Annotated in this window: 13 protein-coding genes; 6 read left to right on the forward strand and 7 right to left on the reverse strand. The window is 72.7% G+C overall.

What is annotated here, in order from left to right; translation table 11 throughout:
* Positions 1-429: 429 nt before the first annotated feature.
* Both FKN01_RS23045 and ptsP read left to right on the forward strand, forming a co-directional pair.
* Positions 430-879, forward strand: a complete 450-nt coding sequence (locus tag FKN01_RS23045) for a PTS glucose transporter subunit IIA (protein ID WP_143623625.1) — start codon at positions 430-432, stop codon at positions 877-879.
* Positions 880-958: 79 nt separating this feature from the next.
* A complete protein-coding gene (gene ptsP, locus FKN01_RS23050; protein WP_143623627.1) occupies positions 959-2,629 on the forward strand; it encodes a phosphoenolpyruvate--protein phosphotransferase in 1,671 nt (556 codons plus the stop codon).
* 73 nt (positions 2,630-2,702) lie between these two features.
* Here ptsP and FKN01_RS23055 read toward each other — a convergent pair whose 3' ends face one another.
* Entirely contained in the window at positions 2,703-3,650 is a 948-nt protein-coding gene (locus FKN01_RS23055; RefSeq protein ID WP_143623629.1) for a hypothetical protein, read from the reverse strand.
* A gap of 40 nt (positions 3,651-3,690) precedes the next feature.
* Positions 3,691-5,667, reverse strand: coding sequence for an acetoacetate--CoA ligase (locus tag FKN01_RS23060; RefSeq protein WP_143623631.1), 1,977 nt, complete (start codon positions 5,665-5,667; stop codon positions 3,691-3,693).
* 232 nt (positions 5,668-5,899) lie between these two features.
* Here FKN01_RS23060 and FKN01_RS23065 point away from each other — a divergent pair, with 232 nt between their 5' ends.
* Positions 5,900-7,597, forward strand: coding sequence for a glycoside hydrolase family 31 protein (locus FKN01_RS23065; protein WP_143623633.1), 1,698 nt, complete (start codon positions 5,900-5,902; stop codon positions 7,595-7,597).
* 425 nt (positions 7,598-8,022) lie between these two features.
* Here the strand turns inward: FKN01_RS23065 and FKN01_RS23080 are convergent, their stop codons facing one another.
* Positions 8,023-8,532, reverse strand: a complete 510-nt coding sequence (locus FKN01_RS23080; RefSeq protein WP_143623635.1) for an NUDIX domain-containing protein — start codon at positions 8,530-8,532, stop codon at positions 8,023-8,025.
* Positions 8,533-8,658: 126 nt separating this feature from the next.
* On the opposite strand from FKN01_RS23080, the gene FKN01_RS23085 reads away from it, so the two are divergent.
* Both FKN01_RS23085 and FKN01_RS23090 read left to right on the forward strand, forming a co-directional pair.
* Complete coding sequence (locus FKN01_RS23085) at positions 8,659-9,465, forward strand: M15 family metallopeptidase (protein WP_143623637.1); 807 nt, start codon at positions 8,659-8,661, stop codon at positions 9,463-9,465.
* Positions 9,466-9,585: 120 nt separating this feature from the next.
* The gene (locus FKN01_RS23090; protein ID WP_143623639.1) at positions 9,586-9,942 is read left to right on the forward strand and encodes a DUF962 domain-containing protein; all 357 of its coding nucleotides are present in this window, start codon (positions 9,586-9,588) and stop codon (positions 9,940-9,942) included.
* On the opposite strand, the gene FKN01_RS23095 is transcribed toward FKN01_RS23090, so the two are convergent.
* The 4 genes from FKN01_RS23095 to FKN01_RS23110 are packed head-to-tail and all read right to left on the reverse strand — an operon-like array spanning position 9,943 to position 14,142.
* Positions 9,943-10,548, reverse strand: a complete 606-nt coding sequence (locus tag FKN01_RS23095; protein ID WP_143623641.1) for an ATP/GTP-binding protein — start codon at positions 10,546-10,548, stop codon at positions 9,943-9,945.
* Positions 10,529-10,951, reverse strand: coding sequence for a DUF742 domain-containing protein (locus tag FKN01_RS23100; RefSeq protein ID WP_143623643.1), 423 nt, complete (start codon positions 10,949-10,951; stop codon positions 10,529-10,531). Before FKN01_RS23100 ends, FKN01_RS23095 begins: the two co-directional genes overlap by 20 nt.
* 9 nt (positions 10,952-10,960) lie before the next feature.
* The gene (locus FKN01_RS23105; RefSeq protein WP_143623645.1) at positions 10,961-11,404 is read right to left on the reverse strand and encodes a roadblock/LC7 domain-containing protein; all 444 of its coding nucleotides are present in this window, start codon (positions 11,402-11,404) and stop codon (positions 10,961-10,963) included.
* Complete coding sequence (locus FKN01_RS23110) at positions 11,401-14,142, reverse strand: nitrate- and nitrite sensing domain-containing protein (RefSeq protein WP_185992955.1); 2,742 nt, start codon at positions 14,140-14,142, stop codon at positions 11,401-11,403. Before FKN01_RS23110 ends, FKN01_RS23105 begins: the two co-directional genes overlap by 4 nt.
* Positions 14,143-14,542: 400 nt before the next feature.
* Here FKN01_RS23110 and FKN01_RS23115 point away from each other — a divergent pair, with 400 nt between their 5' ends.
* Positions 14,543-14,989 carry a hypothetical protein gene (locus FKN01_RS23115; RefSeq protein ID WP_398933004.1) on the forward strand — a complete coding sequence of 149 codons (447 nt, stop codon included), beginning with the start codon at positions 14,543-14,545 and terminating at the stop codon, positions 14,987-14,989.
* Positions 14,990-15,004 lie beyond the last annotated feature (15 nt).

Consider the following 15,004-nt stretch of genomic DNA (forward strand, 5'->3'; position numbering starts at 1 on the left):
CCTTCGGTCTTGCGTTTCCGACTCTATCAGACTCTTTCGTGTCCGATTCCCGGTCGAAGCGGGTCAAGCAGTTTTCGCTTTCCAGTTCTTCGCTTTCGCGTTTCCCTTTCCGGCGAGTCCGACACTATCAAACCTTTCCGGTCCCCCTGACCGGCCCCCCGCAGGCATGCGGGTGCCCGATTTCGGGTTAGGGTTTGGGCTCAATAGCCGCCGCCGACCCCCGACTCAAAGTCGCGTTGGGGCCAGGCAGGAGTACGACAGTACAGGCTGCCGGGAGTCGAGGCAAATCGTTTCCGGTGCCCCCCTAGGTCCTTGAACCACCAGGACTCGGGCGGAACCGGGACTTCTTATGACTTACTCTGCTGAGCAGTACGCCGTCCTCCTATCAAGCCGTGGCGGCACCTTCGAAGCTCCACTGGGAGGCCCCCCATGACCACCGTGACGTCCCCTCTTGCCGGACGTGCCATTGGGCTCGCTGCCGTACCCGACCCCGTCTTCTCCGGCGCGATGGTCGGTCCGGGCACCGCTATCGACCCTGTGCGCGAGCCCGCCGAGGCGGTCTCGCCCGTCGACGGCATCGTCGTCTCCCTCCACCCGCACGCCTTCGTAGTGGTCGACAGCGAGGGGCACGGGGTGCTCACGCACCTGGGCATCGACACGGTCCAGCTCAATGGAGAAGGCTTCGAGCTGCTCGTGAGCAAGGGCGACACCGTCACCCGCGGCCAGGGCATCGTCCGGTGGAACCCCGCCGAGGTGGAGAAGGCCGGCAAGTCGCCGGTCTGCCCGGTCGTGGCTCTGGAGGCGACCGCCGAATCCCTCTCCGACGTGGCCGAGACCGGCGACGTGCGAGTCGGCGACTCCCTGTTCGGCTGGCAGTAACGCGATCGGCGCAGTGACAGCCGACTGGATATCCACCATCGCGGAGGCAACGGCCGCCGCACGACCGGAGACGGGTGAAATGGAGACAACGCTGCGAGGCGTAGGCGTGAGCCACGGTGTGGCGATCGGCGAGGTACGGCACATGGGCACCGCGGTGCTCGAACCGCCGGCCAAGCAGATCCCGGCCGAGGAGGCGGAGCGCGAGCAGGGGCGGGCCCGGCAGGCCGTGGAGGCCGTGGCCGCCGACCTCATCGCGCGCGGCAACCTGGCCGGTGGTGAGGCCCAGCACGTGCTGGAGGCCCAGGCCATGATGGCCCAGGACCCCGAGCTCATGGCCGATGTCGAACGCCGCATCGCCGTCGGAAGCACCGCCGAGCGCGGCGTGTACGACGCGTTCGCCTCGTACCGGGCGCTCCTCGCGGGTGCCGGCGAGTACCTGGCGGGCCGGGTCGCCGACCTCGACGACGTCCGCAACCGCATCGTGGCGCGGCTGCTCGGTGTGCCGATGCCCGGCGTGCCGGACAGCGACGAGCCGTACGTCCTGATCGCCCGGGACCTCGCCCCCGCCGACACGGCGCTGCTGGACCCCGCGCTGGTCCTCGGCTTCGTCACCGAGGAGGGCGGGCCGACCAGCCACAGCGCCATCCTGGCCCGGGCGCTCGGTGTCCCCGCCGTGGTGGCCCTGCCCGGGGCCGGCGAGCTGGCCGAAGGCACGCTCATCGCCGTGGACGGCAGCACCGGCGAGATCTTCGTCGACCCGAGCGACGCGAAGCGGGCGGAGCTGGAGAGCGCCGCCGCCGCGCGCAAGGCCGCGCTCACCGCCGCGACCGGTCCCGGCGCCACGTCGGACGGTCACAAGGTGCCGCTGCTCGCCAACGTCGGCGGTCCCGGTGACGTGCCGGCGGCCGTGGAGGCGGGTGCGGAGGGCGTCGGCCTGTTCCGGACGGAGTTCCTCTTCCTGGACGACAGCAAGCAGGCGCCGTCCGAGGAGAAGCAGGTCGCCGCGTACCGTGCGGTTCTCGAGGCGTTCCCCGAGGGCCGCGTCGTGGTGCGCGTGCTGGACGCGGGCGCGGACAAGCCGCTCGACTTCCTGACCCCGGCGGACGAACCGAACCCGGCGCTGGGCGTGCGCGGGCTGCGAAGCCTGCTGGACCACCCGGACGTGCTGCGTACCCAGCTGACCGCCCTGTCGAAGGCCGCGGAGGGGCTGCCCGTCTACCTCGAGGTCATGGCGCCCATGGTGGCCGACCGCGCGGACGCCAAGGCGTTCGCCGACGCCTGCCGGGAGGCCGGGCTGAACGCGAAGTTCGGTGCGATGGTCGAGATCCCGTCCGCCGCGCTGCGGGCGCGCTCGGTGCTGCAGGAGGTGGAGTTCCTGTCGCTGGGCACCAACGACCTGGCGCAGTACACCTTCGCCGCCGACCGTCAGGTCGGTGCCGTCTCCCGGCTCCAGGACCCGTGGCAGCCGGCCCTGCTCGATCTGGTCGCGCTGTCCGCCGAGGCGGCGAAGGCCGAGGGCAAGAGCTGTGGTGTCTGCGGTGAGGCGGCCTCCGATCCGCTGCTCGCCTGTGTGCTGACGGGTCTGGGTGTGACGTCCCTGTCGATGGGTGCGGCCTCCATCCCCTATGTCCGCGCCACACTGGCCAAGTACACGCTCGCGCAGTGCGAGCGGGCGGCGTCGGCCGCGCGCGCGGCGGACTCCGCCGAGGACGCGCGCCGGGCGGCGCAGGCGGTGCTGTCGGGCGAGTAGTCCGGGACCGGACGACGCGACGATCAGTGAAGGGGCTTCCCGCCGGGGACCGGCGGGAAGCCCCTTCGTCATGTCAGCGGTGCTCCTCCGGTTCGTCGGCGCCGATGTCGAAGCCCGCGCAGTACTCCACGCCGGACTCGGGGGCTACCGGCTCACCCGTGTCGGCGTCGGTGCAGTAGGCGCTGAAGACCTCGCCGGCGGTGAGCGGGTCGAGATTGCCCCGGCTCAGCCGCCAGCCGTGCACGCGGTCCGGGGCACCGGGTGTGCTCGTACGCAGGACGACGCCGCCGTGGCTCTCCAGGGCAATGGCGACGGCGAGGACGCTCACGAACTCGGCGCCCTCGGAGGTGTCGAGCAGGACGGAGCCCGAGGCGGGCAGCTCGGTGTGCAGGGCGGCGAGCAGCTGGTCGTTCTCCGTGGGGGTGCTGCACACGAGGTGATGGGTGCCGGGTCCGGCCGCTTCCAGGATGCGCTCCAAGAGGTGGGAGGCGCGGTCGAAAGCGGCGCCTCCGATGTCCCGGCCGCAGTCCGCGCACTCCCCGAGGCCGGCCAGGAGCAGGGTGGCGTACTCCCAGGTGGCCCGGCGGACCGCGCGGCCGACGAGCACCTGGATCAGGGCCTCCAGGGGCTGCCCTTCGTAGGTGACGGTGGCTCCGCAGGCGGCGATCTCCGCGGTGAAGCGGCTGCGGCCTGCCGGGGTGTCGGGGGCGATGCCGGCCTCCGCGCAGTAGCGCACGTACTCCAGCGGGTCGAAGAGGGCGACCGTGGTGTGCACGCCCTGCGCGGTGAGGGCCTTGAGCAGGGCCTCCACCTGTTCCAGGTAGACGCCGTGGTCCTTGAAGGTGAAGGTGCGGAAGCGGCGCATCGCCGCGAAGTCCTCCTCATCGGCCAGCAGGCCGATGGTGGTGGGTGCTTCGCGGCGCAGCGTGCGTCGCATGGTGGTGGTCACGGCCCGTCCGTGGACGGTGGTCCGCTTCTTCCTTGTCTGCGCCATGATGTCCCCCAGTGCGCTGTCGATCATTGCTCACTCAGCGTAACCACGGGCACTGACAATGGTGCGGTCACCGGCGTTCGCGGGCCAGCTTCTCGTAGAAGTGGAGGAGTTCCAGGTTGTCGATCGAGCCCGGGTTGACGGCCTTCTCCAGGGCCGTTCCCTGGAGCAGGCGCTTGACCGGAACCTCGATGCGTTTGCCGGTGAGGGTGTGCGGGATGCCGGGGACCTCGATGACCTCGTCGGGGACGTGGCGGGGCGAGAGGTTTTCGCGGATGGTCCGCTTGATGCTGTCGCGGAGGGCGTCGTCCAGGGTGGCGCCTTCGGCGAGGTGGACGAAGAGCGGCATCCAGTAGCCGCCGTCCGGTTCCTCCAGGCCGATGACGAGGGATTCGCGGATCTCGGGCAGCCGTTCGACGGCCTCGTAGATGTCGGCGGACCCCATGCGGACGCCCTGCCGGTTGAGGGTGGAGTCGGAGCGGCCGTGGATGACGACGGAGCCGCGGTCGGTGAGGGTGATCCAGTCGCCGTGGCGCCAGACGCCGGGGTACACGTCGAAGTAGCTGTCGTGGTAGCGGCTGCCGTCGGGGTCGTTCCAGAAGCGGACCGGCATGGAGGGCATCGGCTTGGTGACGACGAGCTCGCCGACCTCGCCGGTCAGCGGCTGCCCCGCGGGGTCCCAGGACTGGAGGTCCGTGCCGAGGGACGGGGCCTGGAGTTCGCCGATGTGGACGGGCAGGGTGGGCACCGCGCCGGCGAAGCAGCTGCACACGTCGGTGCCGCCGCTGACGGAGGCGATCCACAGGTCGTCGGCGACCTCGTCGTGGAGCCAGCGGAAGCCGTCCGGGGGGAGCGGGGAGCCGGTGGTGGCGACGCACTGGACGCGGGAGAGGTCGAAGTCGCGTCCCGGGTGGATGCCGGCCTTGCGGCAGGCCATGACGTAGGCGGCGGAGGTGCCGAAGAGGGTGGCGCCGGTCTGTTCGGCGACGCGCCACTGGGCGCTGACGTCCGGGTAGCCCGGGCTTCCGTCGTACAGCACGAGGGTGGTGCCGGTGAGGAGACCGGAGACGAGGAAGTTCCACATCATCCAGCCGGTGGAGGTGTACCAGAAGAAGCGGTCCTCGGGGCCGAGGTCGCAGTGGAGGCCGAGTTGCTTGAGGTGTTCGACCAGGATGCCGCCCTGGGACTGGACGATGGCCTTGGGCAGTCCTGTGGTGCCCGAGGAGTAGAGCACCCAGAGCGGGTGGCCGAAGGGGACCTGCTCGAAGACCGGTTCCGTGTCGGCGGCCGTGAGGGAGGCCCAGTCGAGGGCGCCCTCGGGGGCGTCGGTGCCGAGCAGCGGGATGTGCACGACGGCGCGCAGGGTGGGGAGTTCGCGGCGGAGCTCGGCGACGGTGTCGGCGCGGTGGTGTTCCTTGCCGCCGTAGCGGTAGCCGTCGACGGTGAACAGGACGACGGGTTCGACCTGCTGGAAGCGGTCGAGGACGCTGCGGGCGCCGAAGTCGGGGGCGCAGGAGGTCCAGATCCCGCCGACGGCCGCGGTGGCGAGGAAGGCGACGACGGCCTGCGGGATGTTGGGGAGGTAGCCGCTGACGCGGTCGCCGGGGGTGACGCCGAGGGCGCGGAGCTCGGCGGCGAGCGAGCCGACCTGGCGGCGGAGCTCGGACCAGGACGTCGGGACCTGCGTGTGGCTCTCGTCCACGTGGAGCAGGGCGGGCACATCGGCGCGCAGGGGGTCCTCGGCCGCGCGCAGGGCGTGCTCGGCGTAGTTGAGCGTGGCGCCGGGGAACCAGGTGGCGCCGGGCATCGAACGGTCGCCGACGACCTGCTCGTACGGGGTGGAGAAGCGCACGTCGAACCATTCGGCGACGGCCTTCCAGAAGGTGTCGAGCTCGTCGACGGACCAGCGGTGCAGACTGGCGTAGCCGCCCTCGGCGGGGGCTTTGTGGTGTTCGGCCGCCCAGCTCTGGAATCGGGTGACTGCGGCGGCCGCGACGCGGTCGGGGCCGGGCTGCCACAGGGGGGCTTCGTCGGCTGCTGAGGTCATGGGGGCGGCTCCCTGGCTGTAGCGGGTACGCGGAGTGTGCGCAGGTCGCGCGCACGTGCGGGGGTGTGCGCGTGAGGCGACGTCACGGACGATGCCATGTGATCGTCTTTCGCACCAGGGTTGTCCGGACATGGTTCCCTGTCCGGTTATGTGCTCCCGCCGCGTCCGGTGCCGGGTGAACGGAAGTTGAACGGCCCTTGCTCGCGGCCGGGCGGGTGGCAGGCTGAGCTGCATGAACGGTCGTGACCTGGTGGGCTCGGTGAAGCTGGTGGGTTCGAGGCGGGGGCTTCGCGCGGTGGGCTCGGCCTGGCGCCGGGCACGCGAGGACGCGCGGGCGCTGCCGGGGCGCGGGCCGGAGCGGGCGCGGGTGCCGGGTCCGGTGACGGGGGCGGAGCCGGGGCCCGGGGGCGGGGTGGTGCGGTTCGCCCGTTCGGAGCTGCGGATTCGGGTGGCGGTCGGCGGGGCGGTGTTCTGGGGGTGGGACGGGGCGGAGCCGGGGCATTCGTCCGCGCTGGAAGGGGAGGCGCCCGCCGCGGATTCGCGGGTGGTGCTGGAGCCGGGTACGGATGGGGGCTGGCAGGTGGTGGCGGAGCGGCTGACCGTCACGGTGTCGCGCCACGGGGCGGTGGAGCTGCGGACGCCGGGCGGGGTGGTGCTGCGCCGGGAGCTGCCGCCGCGCTGGTGGGAGCCGGTGGCGGGCGGGGACGCGCGGTGGGTGCAGCGTTCGGAGGTTCCGGCGGACGCGCGGTTCTTCGGGCTGGGCGGTCCGGCGGCGGGGCCTCGGCTGCGGGACGGGGTGTACGCGCTGGGGAACACGGTCCCGGGCGGGCGCTCCGGACCGGTGGACGGTCCGCCGTATCCGACGATGCCGGTGCAGCTGGTGGTGGCGGACGCGGGGACGCACCTGGTCTTCTACGACAACTGCCGGCCGGGCCGGGTCTCGTTGCGGGAGGGGCAGGAGGGCGCGGGGTCCGGGCACGACCGGCGGGGCGCTTCGGAGGTGCGGGTGGACGGCGGGCCGCTGCGCTGCTGGGCGGTGGCCGGTACGCCGGCCCGGGTGCTGGCCGGGTGGTCGTCGCTGACGGGGGCGGCCCCTGCGCCGGCCTGGGCCCGGGGTGTCCGGGGCGGGAGGGGCCCGGCGGCGACGGGCTGGCCGGGGCTGCGGGCGTCGTTGGCGCGGGTACTGGGGCTCGGGCTGTGCGGGGTGCCGTACTCGGGGTCCGACGTGGGCGGGTTCGACGGGTCGCCGTCGCCCGAGCTGTATCTGCGGTGGTTGCAGCTGGGGGCGTATCTGCCGCTGTTCCGTACGCACGCGGCGATCGACGCCGGGCGCCGTGAGCCGTGGGAGTCCGGGGCCGAGGTGCTGGCGGCCGCGCGTGAGGTGTTGCTGGAGCGGGAGCGGTTGCGGCCGTACTGGGTGACCCTGGAGCGGCTGGCGGCTCTGACCGGCGCGCCGTGCGTACGGCCCCTGTGGTGGGCCTGGCCCGGGGACCGGGCGCTGCGGGACTGCGAGGACGCCTTCCTGCTCGGTGACGCCTTGCTGGTGGCGCCCGTGCTGGAGCCTGGGGTGGTGCGGCGGGCGGTGCGGCTGCCGCCGGGGCGCTGGTACGACACGGTGAGCGGGGCGGTGTACCAGGGACCGGGGCGGGTGGTGGTGGAGGCGCCGCTGTCCCGGGTGCCGGTGCTGGCCCGGGCGGGGGCGGTGATTCCGGTGCGGGGTGCGGGCGGCGGCCCGGAGCTGGAGGTGTGGGCGCCGGTGGCGGGGCGCCCGGGTGGCGGGACGGTGGTCCGGGAGGCGGGGGACGGCCGGGCGCCGGTGGAGGTCGAGCGGTACACGTCCCGGCTGGAGGACGGGCGCGTCGTGGTGGAGCGGGACGGCGGGGCGGTGAACTGCCCGGTCCGGGTACGGGGTGCGCACGATCAGCGATAGCGGCCGGCGAACCAGCGGTGAACGGCCTCGGTGCGGAGGGGGAAGGCGAGCGTGGCCGGGGCCGTGAGCAGGGTGTGGCCGGACGTCACACCGGTGAGGGCCGACAGCGAGGCCGTGAACAGCCCGGTCCGGGTACGGGGCGCGCACGATCAGCGATAGCGGCCGACGAACCAGCGGTGAACGGCCTCGGTGCGGAGGGGGAAGGCGAGCGTGACCGGAGCCGTGAGCAAGGTGTGGCCGGACGTCACACCGGTGAGGGCCGACAGCGAGGCCGTGGACGGCCCGGTCCGGGTGCGGGGTGCGCACGATCAGCAGTAGCGGCCGGCGAACCAGCGGTGAACGGCCTCGGTATGACCGGACGTCTCGTCGGTGGGAGCCGACAGCGGGGCGGCGAACTGCCCGGCCCTGGTATGGGGTACGCAGGATCAGCGGTAGCGGCCGGCGAACCAGCGGTGGACGGCCTCGGTGTGGAGGGGGAAGGCGAGCGTGGCGGGGGACGTGAGCAGGGTGTGGCCGGACGTCTCGGCGGTGGGGGCGGACGGGGGGAGCGCGGCGGCCGGGCGGGCGGGGAGCAGTCCGAAGAGGAGCAGGTGTCCGGCGGGTGAGCTGAGGGCGTCGGCGAGGCGGACGTCCTCGGGGCGTGCCTCGATGCGGGTCTCCTCGCGCAGTTCGCGTACGACGGCGTGCCGCCAGTCCTCGGCGTGGTCGATGAAGCCGCCGGGGAGGGCGAGGCCGCCGCGTGCGGGTTCGATGGTGCGGGTGGTGACGACGAGGCCGGTGGGGCCGTCGTCGGTGACGGGGAGCAGGGCGACGGCGACCGGGAGCGGATTGCGGTAGGCGGTCTCGCCGCAGGCGGCGCAGGTGCGGGGCCAGGTGTCGGGGGCCGGGAGGCCGGTGTAGGCGGCTCCGCAGGCGGGGCAGTGGGAGAACGTCACGGGCTGCTCCGTTTCTCGCGGGGCCGGGCCGGCGCTCGTGGTGACCGGGCGTGGAACCGGTGGCGGACCCGCGCGGACTGTACCGGATCGCCTTCGCGGCGGGCACGGACCATGGAGGATGTGCTCATGACAGCCCTCGCGACCGCTTTCCGTGCCCTGGCGTCCACCGCCGCCGCCCTGCTCGCCGTGACCCTGACCGCCCCGGTGGCGCGGGCGGAGTCCGAGCCCAAGGCGCCCCGGGAGTTCGTCTCGCTGCGTTCGGTTGATCCCACGATCATCCAGGAGATGCGCTACGCCACCGCCCACGACTTCATGGGTGAGCCCGTGGACGGCTACCGGCAGCCCCTGTGCATCCTGACCCGGCTGGCCGCCGAGGCCCTGCACCGCGCGCAGCTCCGGCTGCTGCGGCTGGGTTACTCGCTGAAGGTGTACGACTGCTACCGCCCGCAGCGGGCCGTCGACCACTTCGTGCGGTGGGCGAAGGATCCGGACGACGAGGCGATGAAGGGCGAGTTCTATCCCCGGGTCGACAAGTCCCGCCTCTTCGCCGACGGTTACATCGCGGAGAAGTCCGGGCACAGCCGGGGAAGCACCGTGGACCTGACGCTCGTGCGGCTGCCTGCCCTGCCGGCCAGGCCGTACCGCCCGGGCGAGGAACTGGTGCCGTGCTACGCGCCGCAGGGCGACCGTTTCCCCGACAACTCGGTGGACATGGGCACGGGTTTCGACTGCTTCGACACGCTCTCGCACACCGATGACCCCCGTATCCAGGGGGTGCAGCGCGCCAACCGGCAGTTCCTGAAGAAGACGCTCACCGAGGCCGGTTTCGTGAACCTGGCCGAGGAATGGTGGCACTACACCTTCCGGCCCGAGGCGTTCCCGGACACCTACTTCGACTTCCCGGTGGCCCGCAGGTCGGTCGCCGGGCACTGAGCCGGCCGGCGCGGCGTAACGGGCGACCGGGAGCACCCCCGTGGCTCCCGGCCGCCCGTCCTCCTCTACGGACGCGGCGCAGCCGTTCCCGGTTGCGGGATCAGCCGTTACGGTGCCCGTATGCCACAGCAGACGTTCGATTCGTATGAAGAGTTCTGGCCGTACTACGTCGCGATGCACTCCCGGGCGGCGACCCGCTGGGTGCATCTCACCGGCACCCTGACGGGCCTCGCCATCAGCGCGTACGGACTGGCGCGCGGCCGGAAGCGGTATCTGGCGGCCCTGCCGCTCATCGGCTACGGCACGGCCTGGCCCGCGCACTTCCTGATCGAGAAGAACAACCCGGCCACCTTCGGCCACCCGGCCTGGTCGCTGCGCGGTGACGCGCAGATGATCCGCATGATGCTGGCCGGGCGCGACCACGAGCTGGCGCGGACCGCCGAGAAGTGGCTGGCGGAGAACGGCCGGCACATCTAGCTAGGTCGACACCGGCTCGCGCGGGCGGTCCGTGTGGGCCAGGGCGTGTTCGACCACGGCCACCAGCACATCACGTGCCGAGGCCCGGTCCCGCGCGTCGCACATCAGGAGCGGCACCCGCGGGTCCAGGTCGAGCGCCGCGCGTACCGTCGCCTCCGGGAAGACTTCCGCGCCCTCGAAGCAGTTGACGGCGACGGCGAACGGGATCTCGCGGCGCTCGAAGTAGTCGACGGCCGCGAAGCAGTCGGCCAGGCGGCGGGTGTCCGCGAGCACGACCGCGCCCAGGGCGCCCTGTGCCAGCTCGTCCCAGAGGAACCAGAACCGGTCCTGCCCCGGTGTGCCGAAGAGGTACAGCACCAGGTCCTCGCGGAGCGTGATCCGCCCGAAGTCCATGGCCACGGTCGTCGTCGTCTTCGCCTCGACGCCCTCCAGATCGTCCACCGGGCGGCCGGCCTCGGTCAGCCGTTCCTCCGTGCGCAGCGGCCGGATCTCGCTGACCGCGCCCACGAGCGTCGTCTTGCCCACTCCGAAGCCGCCCGCCACCAGGATCTTGAGGGTGACGGGCTCCACGGGCCGCCTGCTGCGGCTAGAGCGCCCGAAGGCCATTGATCACCTCACGGAGAATGTTCACGTCCGGCAGCTCGGCCGGCGGAACGGGTCGGGTCACGTGTACCAGCTCGTCGTCCACGAGGTCGCCCACCAGCACCCGTACCACGCCCACGGGCAGGTCCAGGGACGAGGCGAGCTCGGCGATCGACTGGGGCAGCTCACCGCAGAGTTCGAGGATCTCGACGTGTTCCGGGGAGAGCGTCTGGTCGCTGTCCAGATCGTCGGCCGCGGGCTCGGGCACGACGATCGCGATCAGGTCGAGGCGGTGGCGGGACGCGCTGCCGGTGCGTCCGCGCGTCATCGCGTAGGGGCGGACGACGGGTCCCGCTTCGTCGTCGTACCAGCGTGGGGTCCGCGGTCCTTCCGGGGTCTCCGGGGAGGCGGGCGATACGGCGCTCATGGCGTCCGCTCACCCCCCGGAGGGCCGGCCGGCCGTCCGGGGCGCGTTGGCCAGGTGGCTCCCCACGCGCTTGACCATGAGCGTCATCTCGTACGCCACCTGCCCCACGTCCGAGTCGGATTCGGCGAGGACGGCGAGGCAGCTGCCGTCGCCGGCCGCCGTGACGAAGAGGAACGCCTCGTCGAGCTCCACGACGGTCTGGCGGACCCCGCCCGCGTCGAAGTGGCGGCCGACGCCCTTGGCCAGGCTGTGGAAGCCGGAGGCGACGGCGGCCAGGTGCTCGCCGTCCTCCCGCGTCAGGTCCTTGGACGCGCCGGTGGGCAGCCCGTCGCTGGAGAGCACCAGCGCCTTGCGGATGCTGGCGACGCGCGCGACGAGTTCGTCGAGGAGCCAGTTGAGTTCGCCGGACCCCTGGCCTGCGGAGTCGATCGCGGCGGCGTTCGGTGCGGTCATGGACCGTCCCCTCCCGGAGTGGTTCCTGGTGCGATGTCGCCGGGGCCCGTCGGGTCCTCGGCGTTCTCCCGGCGGCCGCGCTGCCAGCCGCGCTGGAGCGAAGCCATACGGCTGCGTACCTCTTCGGCGTCCCGCTCGGTGTCGTCACCGCTCTCCACCGGGGCGGGCCTCGTCGTGCGGCTGTCCGGTGCCTCGCGCAGCCGCGGCGCGAGGCTGGCCTGCCGGACGCGGCGGGGCAGTCCGCCCACGGTGTCGGGGGCCGGTTCGGGCGTACGCGGCGCGGGCACGGCGGGGGTGTCCACGAGACCGAACGGGTCGCGGTCCTCGGACCCGGGGTGGGCGCGGCCTCCCGCCCCGTTCTCCGCGCGGCCCGCCGCGTCGGTCCGGCGGCCCAGGTCGGTGACCGGCCTGGGCGGGCGGCGCCGGCGGGGCAGTGGCCGGACGCCCTCGGGGTGCAGCGCCCGCACGCCGTCGTCGGGGGCCTGCTGGTGCTGTTCGCGGTCGCCGTCGCGGCGCAGGGCGCGGGCGCGGAAGATGCCGCCGCGTTCGCTCTCGGTGTCCTCCAGGTCGCGTACGCCGTCGAGCACGGCGTCGAGCCCGGGCCCGGCCACCGCTTCGAGGACCGGGTCGCGGGTGAAGTCCAGCGGTTCGTCGCCCTCCAGCTCGACGGGGCCGTTCCGCAGGACCGGGCCGGCCAGACCGGTGGGGACCGGTGAGAGGCCGCCCGGCCGGCCGGTCGCCGGGTCGTCGGACCCGGGCCGCCGGGTGTCGCCGTCCGGCGTGCTGCCGTCGATGGCCTTCTCGGCCCTGCGGTCGAGGCGGAAGCCGGTGCCGTGCGACTCGGGGGCGTCGGTGAGGAGGGCTGCCGGGATGAACACGACGGCGGTGGTGCCGCCGTACGGGGAGGTCTGGAGGGAGACCCGGACGTTCTGCCGCTGGGCGAGCCGGCTGACCACGAAGAGGCCGAGGCGGTCGGTGTCGGACAGCTCGAACTCGGGGGTCTCGGCGAGCCGGAGGTTGGCGTCGAGCAGGGCGTCCGGGGGCATGCCGAGGCCCCGGTCGTGGATCTCCAGGGTGAAGCCGTTGACGACGCGCTCGCCGTGCACCTGGACCGCGGTGTGCGGCGGCGAGAACACCGTGGCGTTCTCCAGGAGCTCGGCGATCAGGTGGGTGAGGTCGGCGACGGCCGGGCCGCCCACCCCGATCCGGGGCAGCCGGCGGACCTCGATGCGTTCGTAGTCCTCGACCTCGGCGACGGCGGCCCGGACCACGTCCATCAGCTGGATCGGCTTGCGCCACTGCCGGGAGGGGGCCGCCCCGGAGAGGATCACCAGGCCCTCGGCGTGCCGGCGCATGCGGGTGGTGAGGTGGTCGAGGCGGAAGAGGTCGGCGAGTTCGTCGGTGTTCTCGGTGCGGCGCTCCATGGTGTCCAGGAGCGTGAGCTGGCGGTGGAGCAGGACCTGGTTGCGGCGGGCGAGGTTGACGAAGACCTCGGAGACGCCGCGGCGCATGTCGGCCTGTTTCACGGCGGCCTCGACGGCGGCGCGTTGAAGGGTGTTGAGGGCCTGGCCGACCTGGCCGATCTCGTCGCGCTCGTACTGGAGGTGCGGGGACTCGGTCTCCACGTCGACCGGTTCGCCGGCGGCGAGGCGGCGCATCACGCTCGGCAGGCGGACGCCGGCGACCTCGTGGGCGTCCTTGCGGAGCTGGGTGAGGTCGCGGACGAGTTCGCGGCCGATGCGCACGGAGACGAAGACGGAGACGACGAGGGCGAGGAAGCCGAGGACGCCGGCGATGCCCGCCTTGATCAGGATGCCGTAGCCGGCGGGTTTGCCGCGGTCCTTGAAGCGGTTGTTCATCTCCGTCGAGTCGTTGGCCAGCCGTTCCAGGGCGGCCGGGGCGACCTCCTGCCAGCGGGCGGCGTCGGCGGTGCGCGGGCCGGTGGTGGGGCCCCGGGCGATGATCCGGTCCTCGGCGGAGCGCAGGGGTTCGCTGTCCGGGCCCTGCCAGTACTCCTGGACGCGGCGGCGTTCGGCGGCGGGGAGGAGGTCGAGATTGGTCTCGTAGAGGAGGCCGCGCTGGGCGACGAGGTCGGATATCTGGCGGAGTTCGGGGGCGGTGAGGCGGCCGGCCAGGAGTCCGGAGGCGAGCAGGGCGTCTTCCCGGGAGAGCATTTCGCGGGCGCGGGACAGGCCGGTCAGCGCGCGGACCTGGCGGTCCATGGAGACGTTCTCCATGGTGTGCAGGCCGGCCAGGAATCGGTAGCAGGGGTCGATCAGGCGGTTGTAGTAGGCCATCGCCTTGAGCCGCCCGATGGTGCGCTTGTCGACGGACTCGCGCAGGGCGTCGAGTCCGTCGACGGCGCCGAGTATCGAACCGAGCTGGGTTTCCGCGGTCGCGCCGAGGGCGTCGCGGATGTCCTTCTGCCCGGCGTTCTCGCGGACCCGGGCCACGACGCGGTCGGTGACGGCACGCTGCCGGCGCAGTATGGGCAGGGCGTCGGACGCGCGTGGATCGGCGAGGAAGACGAGGGTCTGACGGCGTTCGTCCTGGATGACCCGGACGGTGTCCTCCAGGGGATGGCCCACCTTTTCCACCACGGTGCTCGCACCGAGCAGTTTCCCGGCTTCGCGCCCGGTGAGATAGGTGGCGAATCCCCAGAGGGCGGTGAGCGATACGAGGGGCACCACGAGCAAGGCCACGATCTTCCTGCGGATGGACTTTCCGCGAAAGCGCATGGCCTCCCCCAGGTCATCCCCGCGGGACCGGGGACGGGTTTCGTCAACAAACGGCGCGAGCCTACTACCGACAGACAGGCAACTCGAAGGGGTGTCCGGACGATTTTCGGCCGCCTTGCCGGTAGTTGACGATGTCATGTTCCGGTATTCCGGGAGATGGAATTCACGAAAGTGACAGAAGAGGCCCTGGGGCGTGGCAGGTTCCTTCACGTCCCGGTTGGCTGGAATTCTTCGTTTCGTGACGGCTGTGAGGAATCTTCACCCCTGACCACTCGTCTGTCTGTACGGGGGTATGAGGGCTGGCGGGACACGCTCGGGCGGACGGGACGGACCGGCCGTGTGGAAAGGGTGTATGCCGGGCAGCAACCCTGAAGTCGGACAGCGGTGGGAGTGAACGGCCTTGGACACACAGGAGCGTGGGGGCGCGGTGGAGCCGACGGGGGAAGCGGGCGCGCCGGGGCGGCCGCCACTGTGGGTGGAGGAGCCGGCCACGCGCCGGCGCATGCCCGATCCGGTGCGCACGGCGGCGGTGCGGGCGGTGCTGGTCATGTCGTTGACGATGATTCTGGCGATGGTGGCGTTCCTCACCGCGCTGGCCGGGTCCTGGCTCTCGTTCCCGATGGTGCTGAGCGGGGTGGCGAGCACGGTGGTCGCGACCTGGGCGGTGCTGGACGTCTGGATCACCCGTCAGGTGTGGAACCAGCGCAACGGTGTGGTCTCCGAGCCCAGCAGCTCGGCGCGGCAGCTGCGCCGCGAGCGGCGCAGGGCACGGCGTGAGGCCCGCGCCGCGCGACGCGACGCGGCGCGGATAGGCCGCCGGGGCGCCGACCGCCTGTCCCGGGCCTGACGGCGCCCGGCGGCC

Origin of the sequence: Streptomyces sp. 130 (genome assembly GCF_007096885.1) — a bacterium.
Lineage (GTDB): Bacteria > Actinomycetota > Actinomycetes > Streptomycetales > Streptomycetaceae > Streptomyces.

Bases quoted from the DNA above. Each gene is read 5' to 3' on its own strand.
- FKN01_RS23095 (WP_143623641.1), bottom strand. From the start codon at position 10,548: ATGGCCTTCGGGCGCTCTAGCCGCAGCAGGCGGCCCGTGGAGCCCGTC.
- FKN01_RS23065 (WP_143623633.1), top strand. From the start codon at position 5,900: ATGAACGGTCGTGACCTGGTGGGCTCGGTGAAGCTGGTGGGTTCGAGG.
- FKN01_RS23090 (WP_143623639.1), top strand. From the start codon at position 9,586: ATGCCACAGCAGACGTTCGATTCGTATGAAGAGTTCTGGCCGTACTAC.
- FKN01_RS23110 (WP_185992955.1), bottom strand. From the start codon at position 14,142: ATGCGCTTTCGCGGAAAGTCCATCCGCAGGAAGATCGTGGCCTTGCTC.
- FKN01_RS23055 (WP_143623629.1), bottom strand. From the start codon at position 3,650: ATGATCGACAGCGCACTGGGGGACATCATGGCGCAGACAAGGAAGAAG.
- FKN01_RS23060 (WP_143623631.1), bottom strand. From the start codon at position 5,667: ATGACCTCAGCAGCCGACGAAGCCCCCCTGTGGCAGCCCGGCCCCGAC.
- ptsP (WP_143623627.1), top strand. From the start codon at position 959: ATGGAGACAACGCTGCGAGGCGTAGGCGTGAGCCACGGTGTGGCGATC.
- FKN01_RS23085 (WP_143623637.1), top strand. From the start codon at position 8,659: ATGACAGCCCTCGCGACCGCTTTCCGTGCCCTGGCGTCCACCGCCGCC.
- FKN01_RS23105 (WP_143623645.1), bottom strand. From the start codon at position 11,404: ATGACCGCACCGAACGCCGCCGCGATCGACTCCGCAGGCCAGGGGTCC.
- FKN01_RS23045 (WP_143623625.1), top strand. From the start codon at position 430: ATGACCACCGTGACGTCCCCTCTTGCCGGACGTGCCATTGGGCTCGCT.
- FKN01_RS23100 (WP_143623643.1), bottom strand. From the start codon at position 10,951: ATGAGCGCCGTATCGCCCGCCTCCCCGGAGACCCCGGAAGGACCGCGG.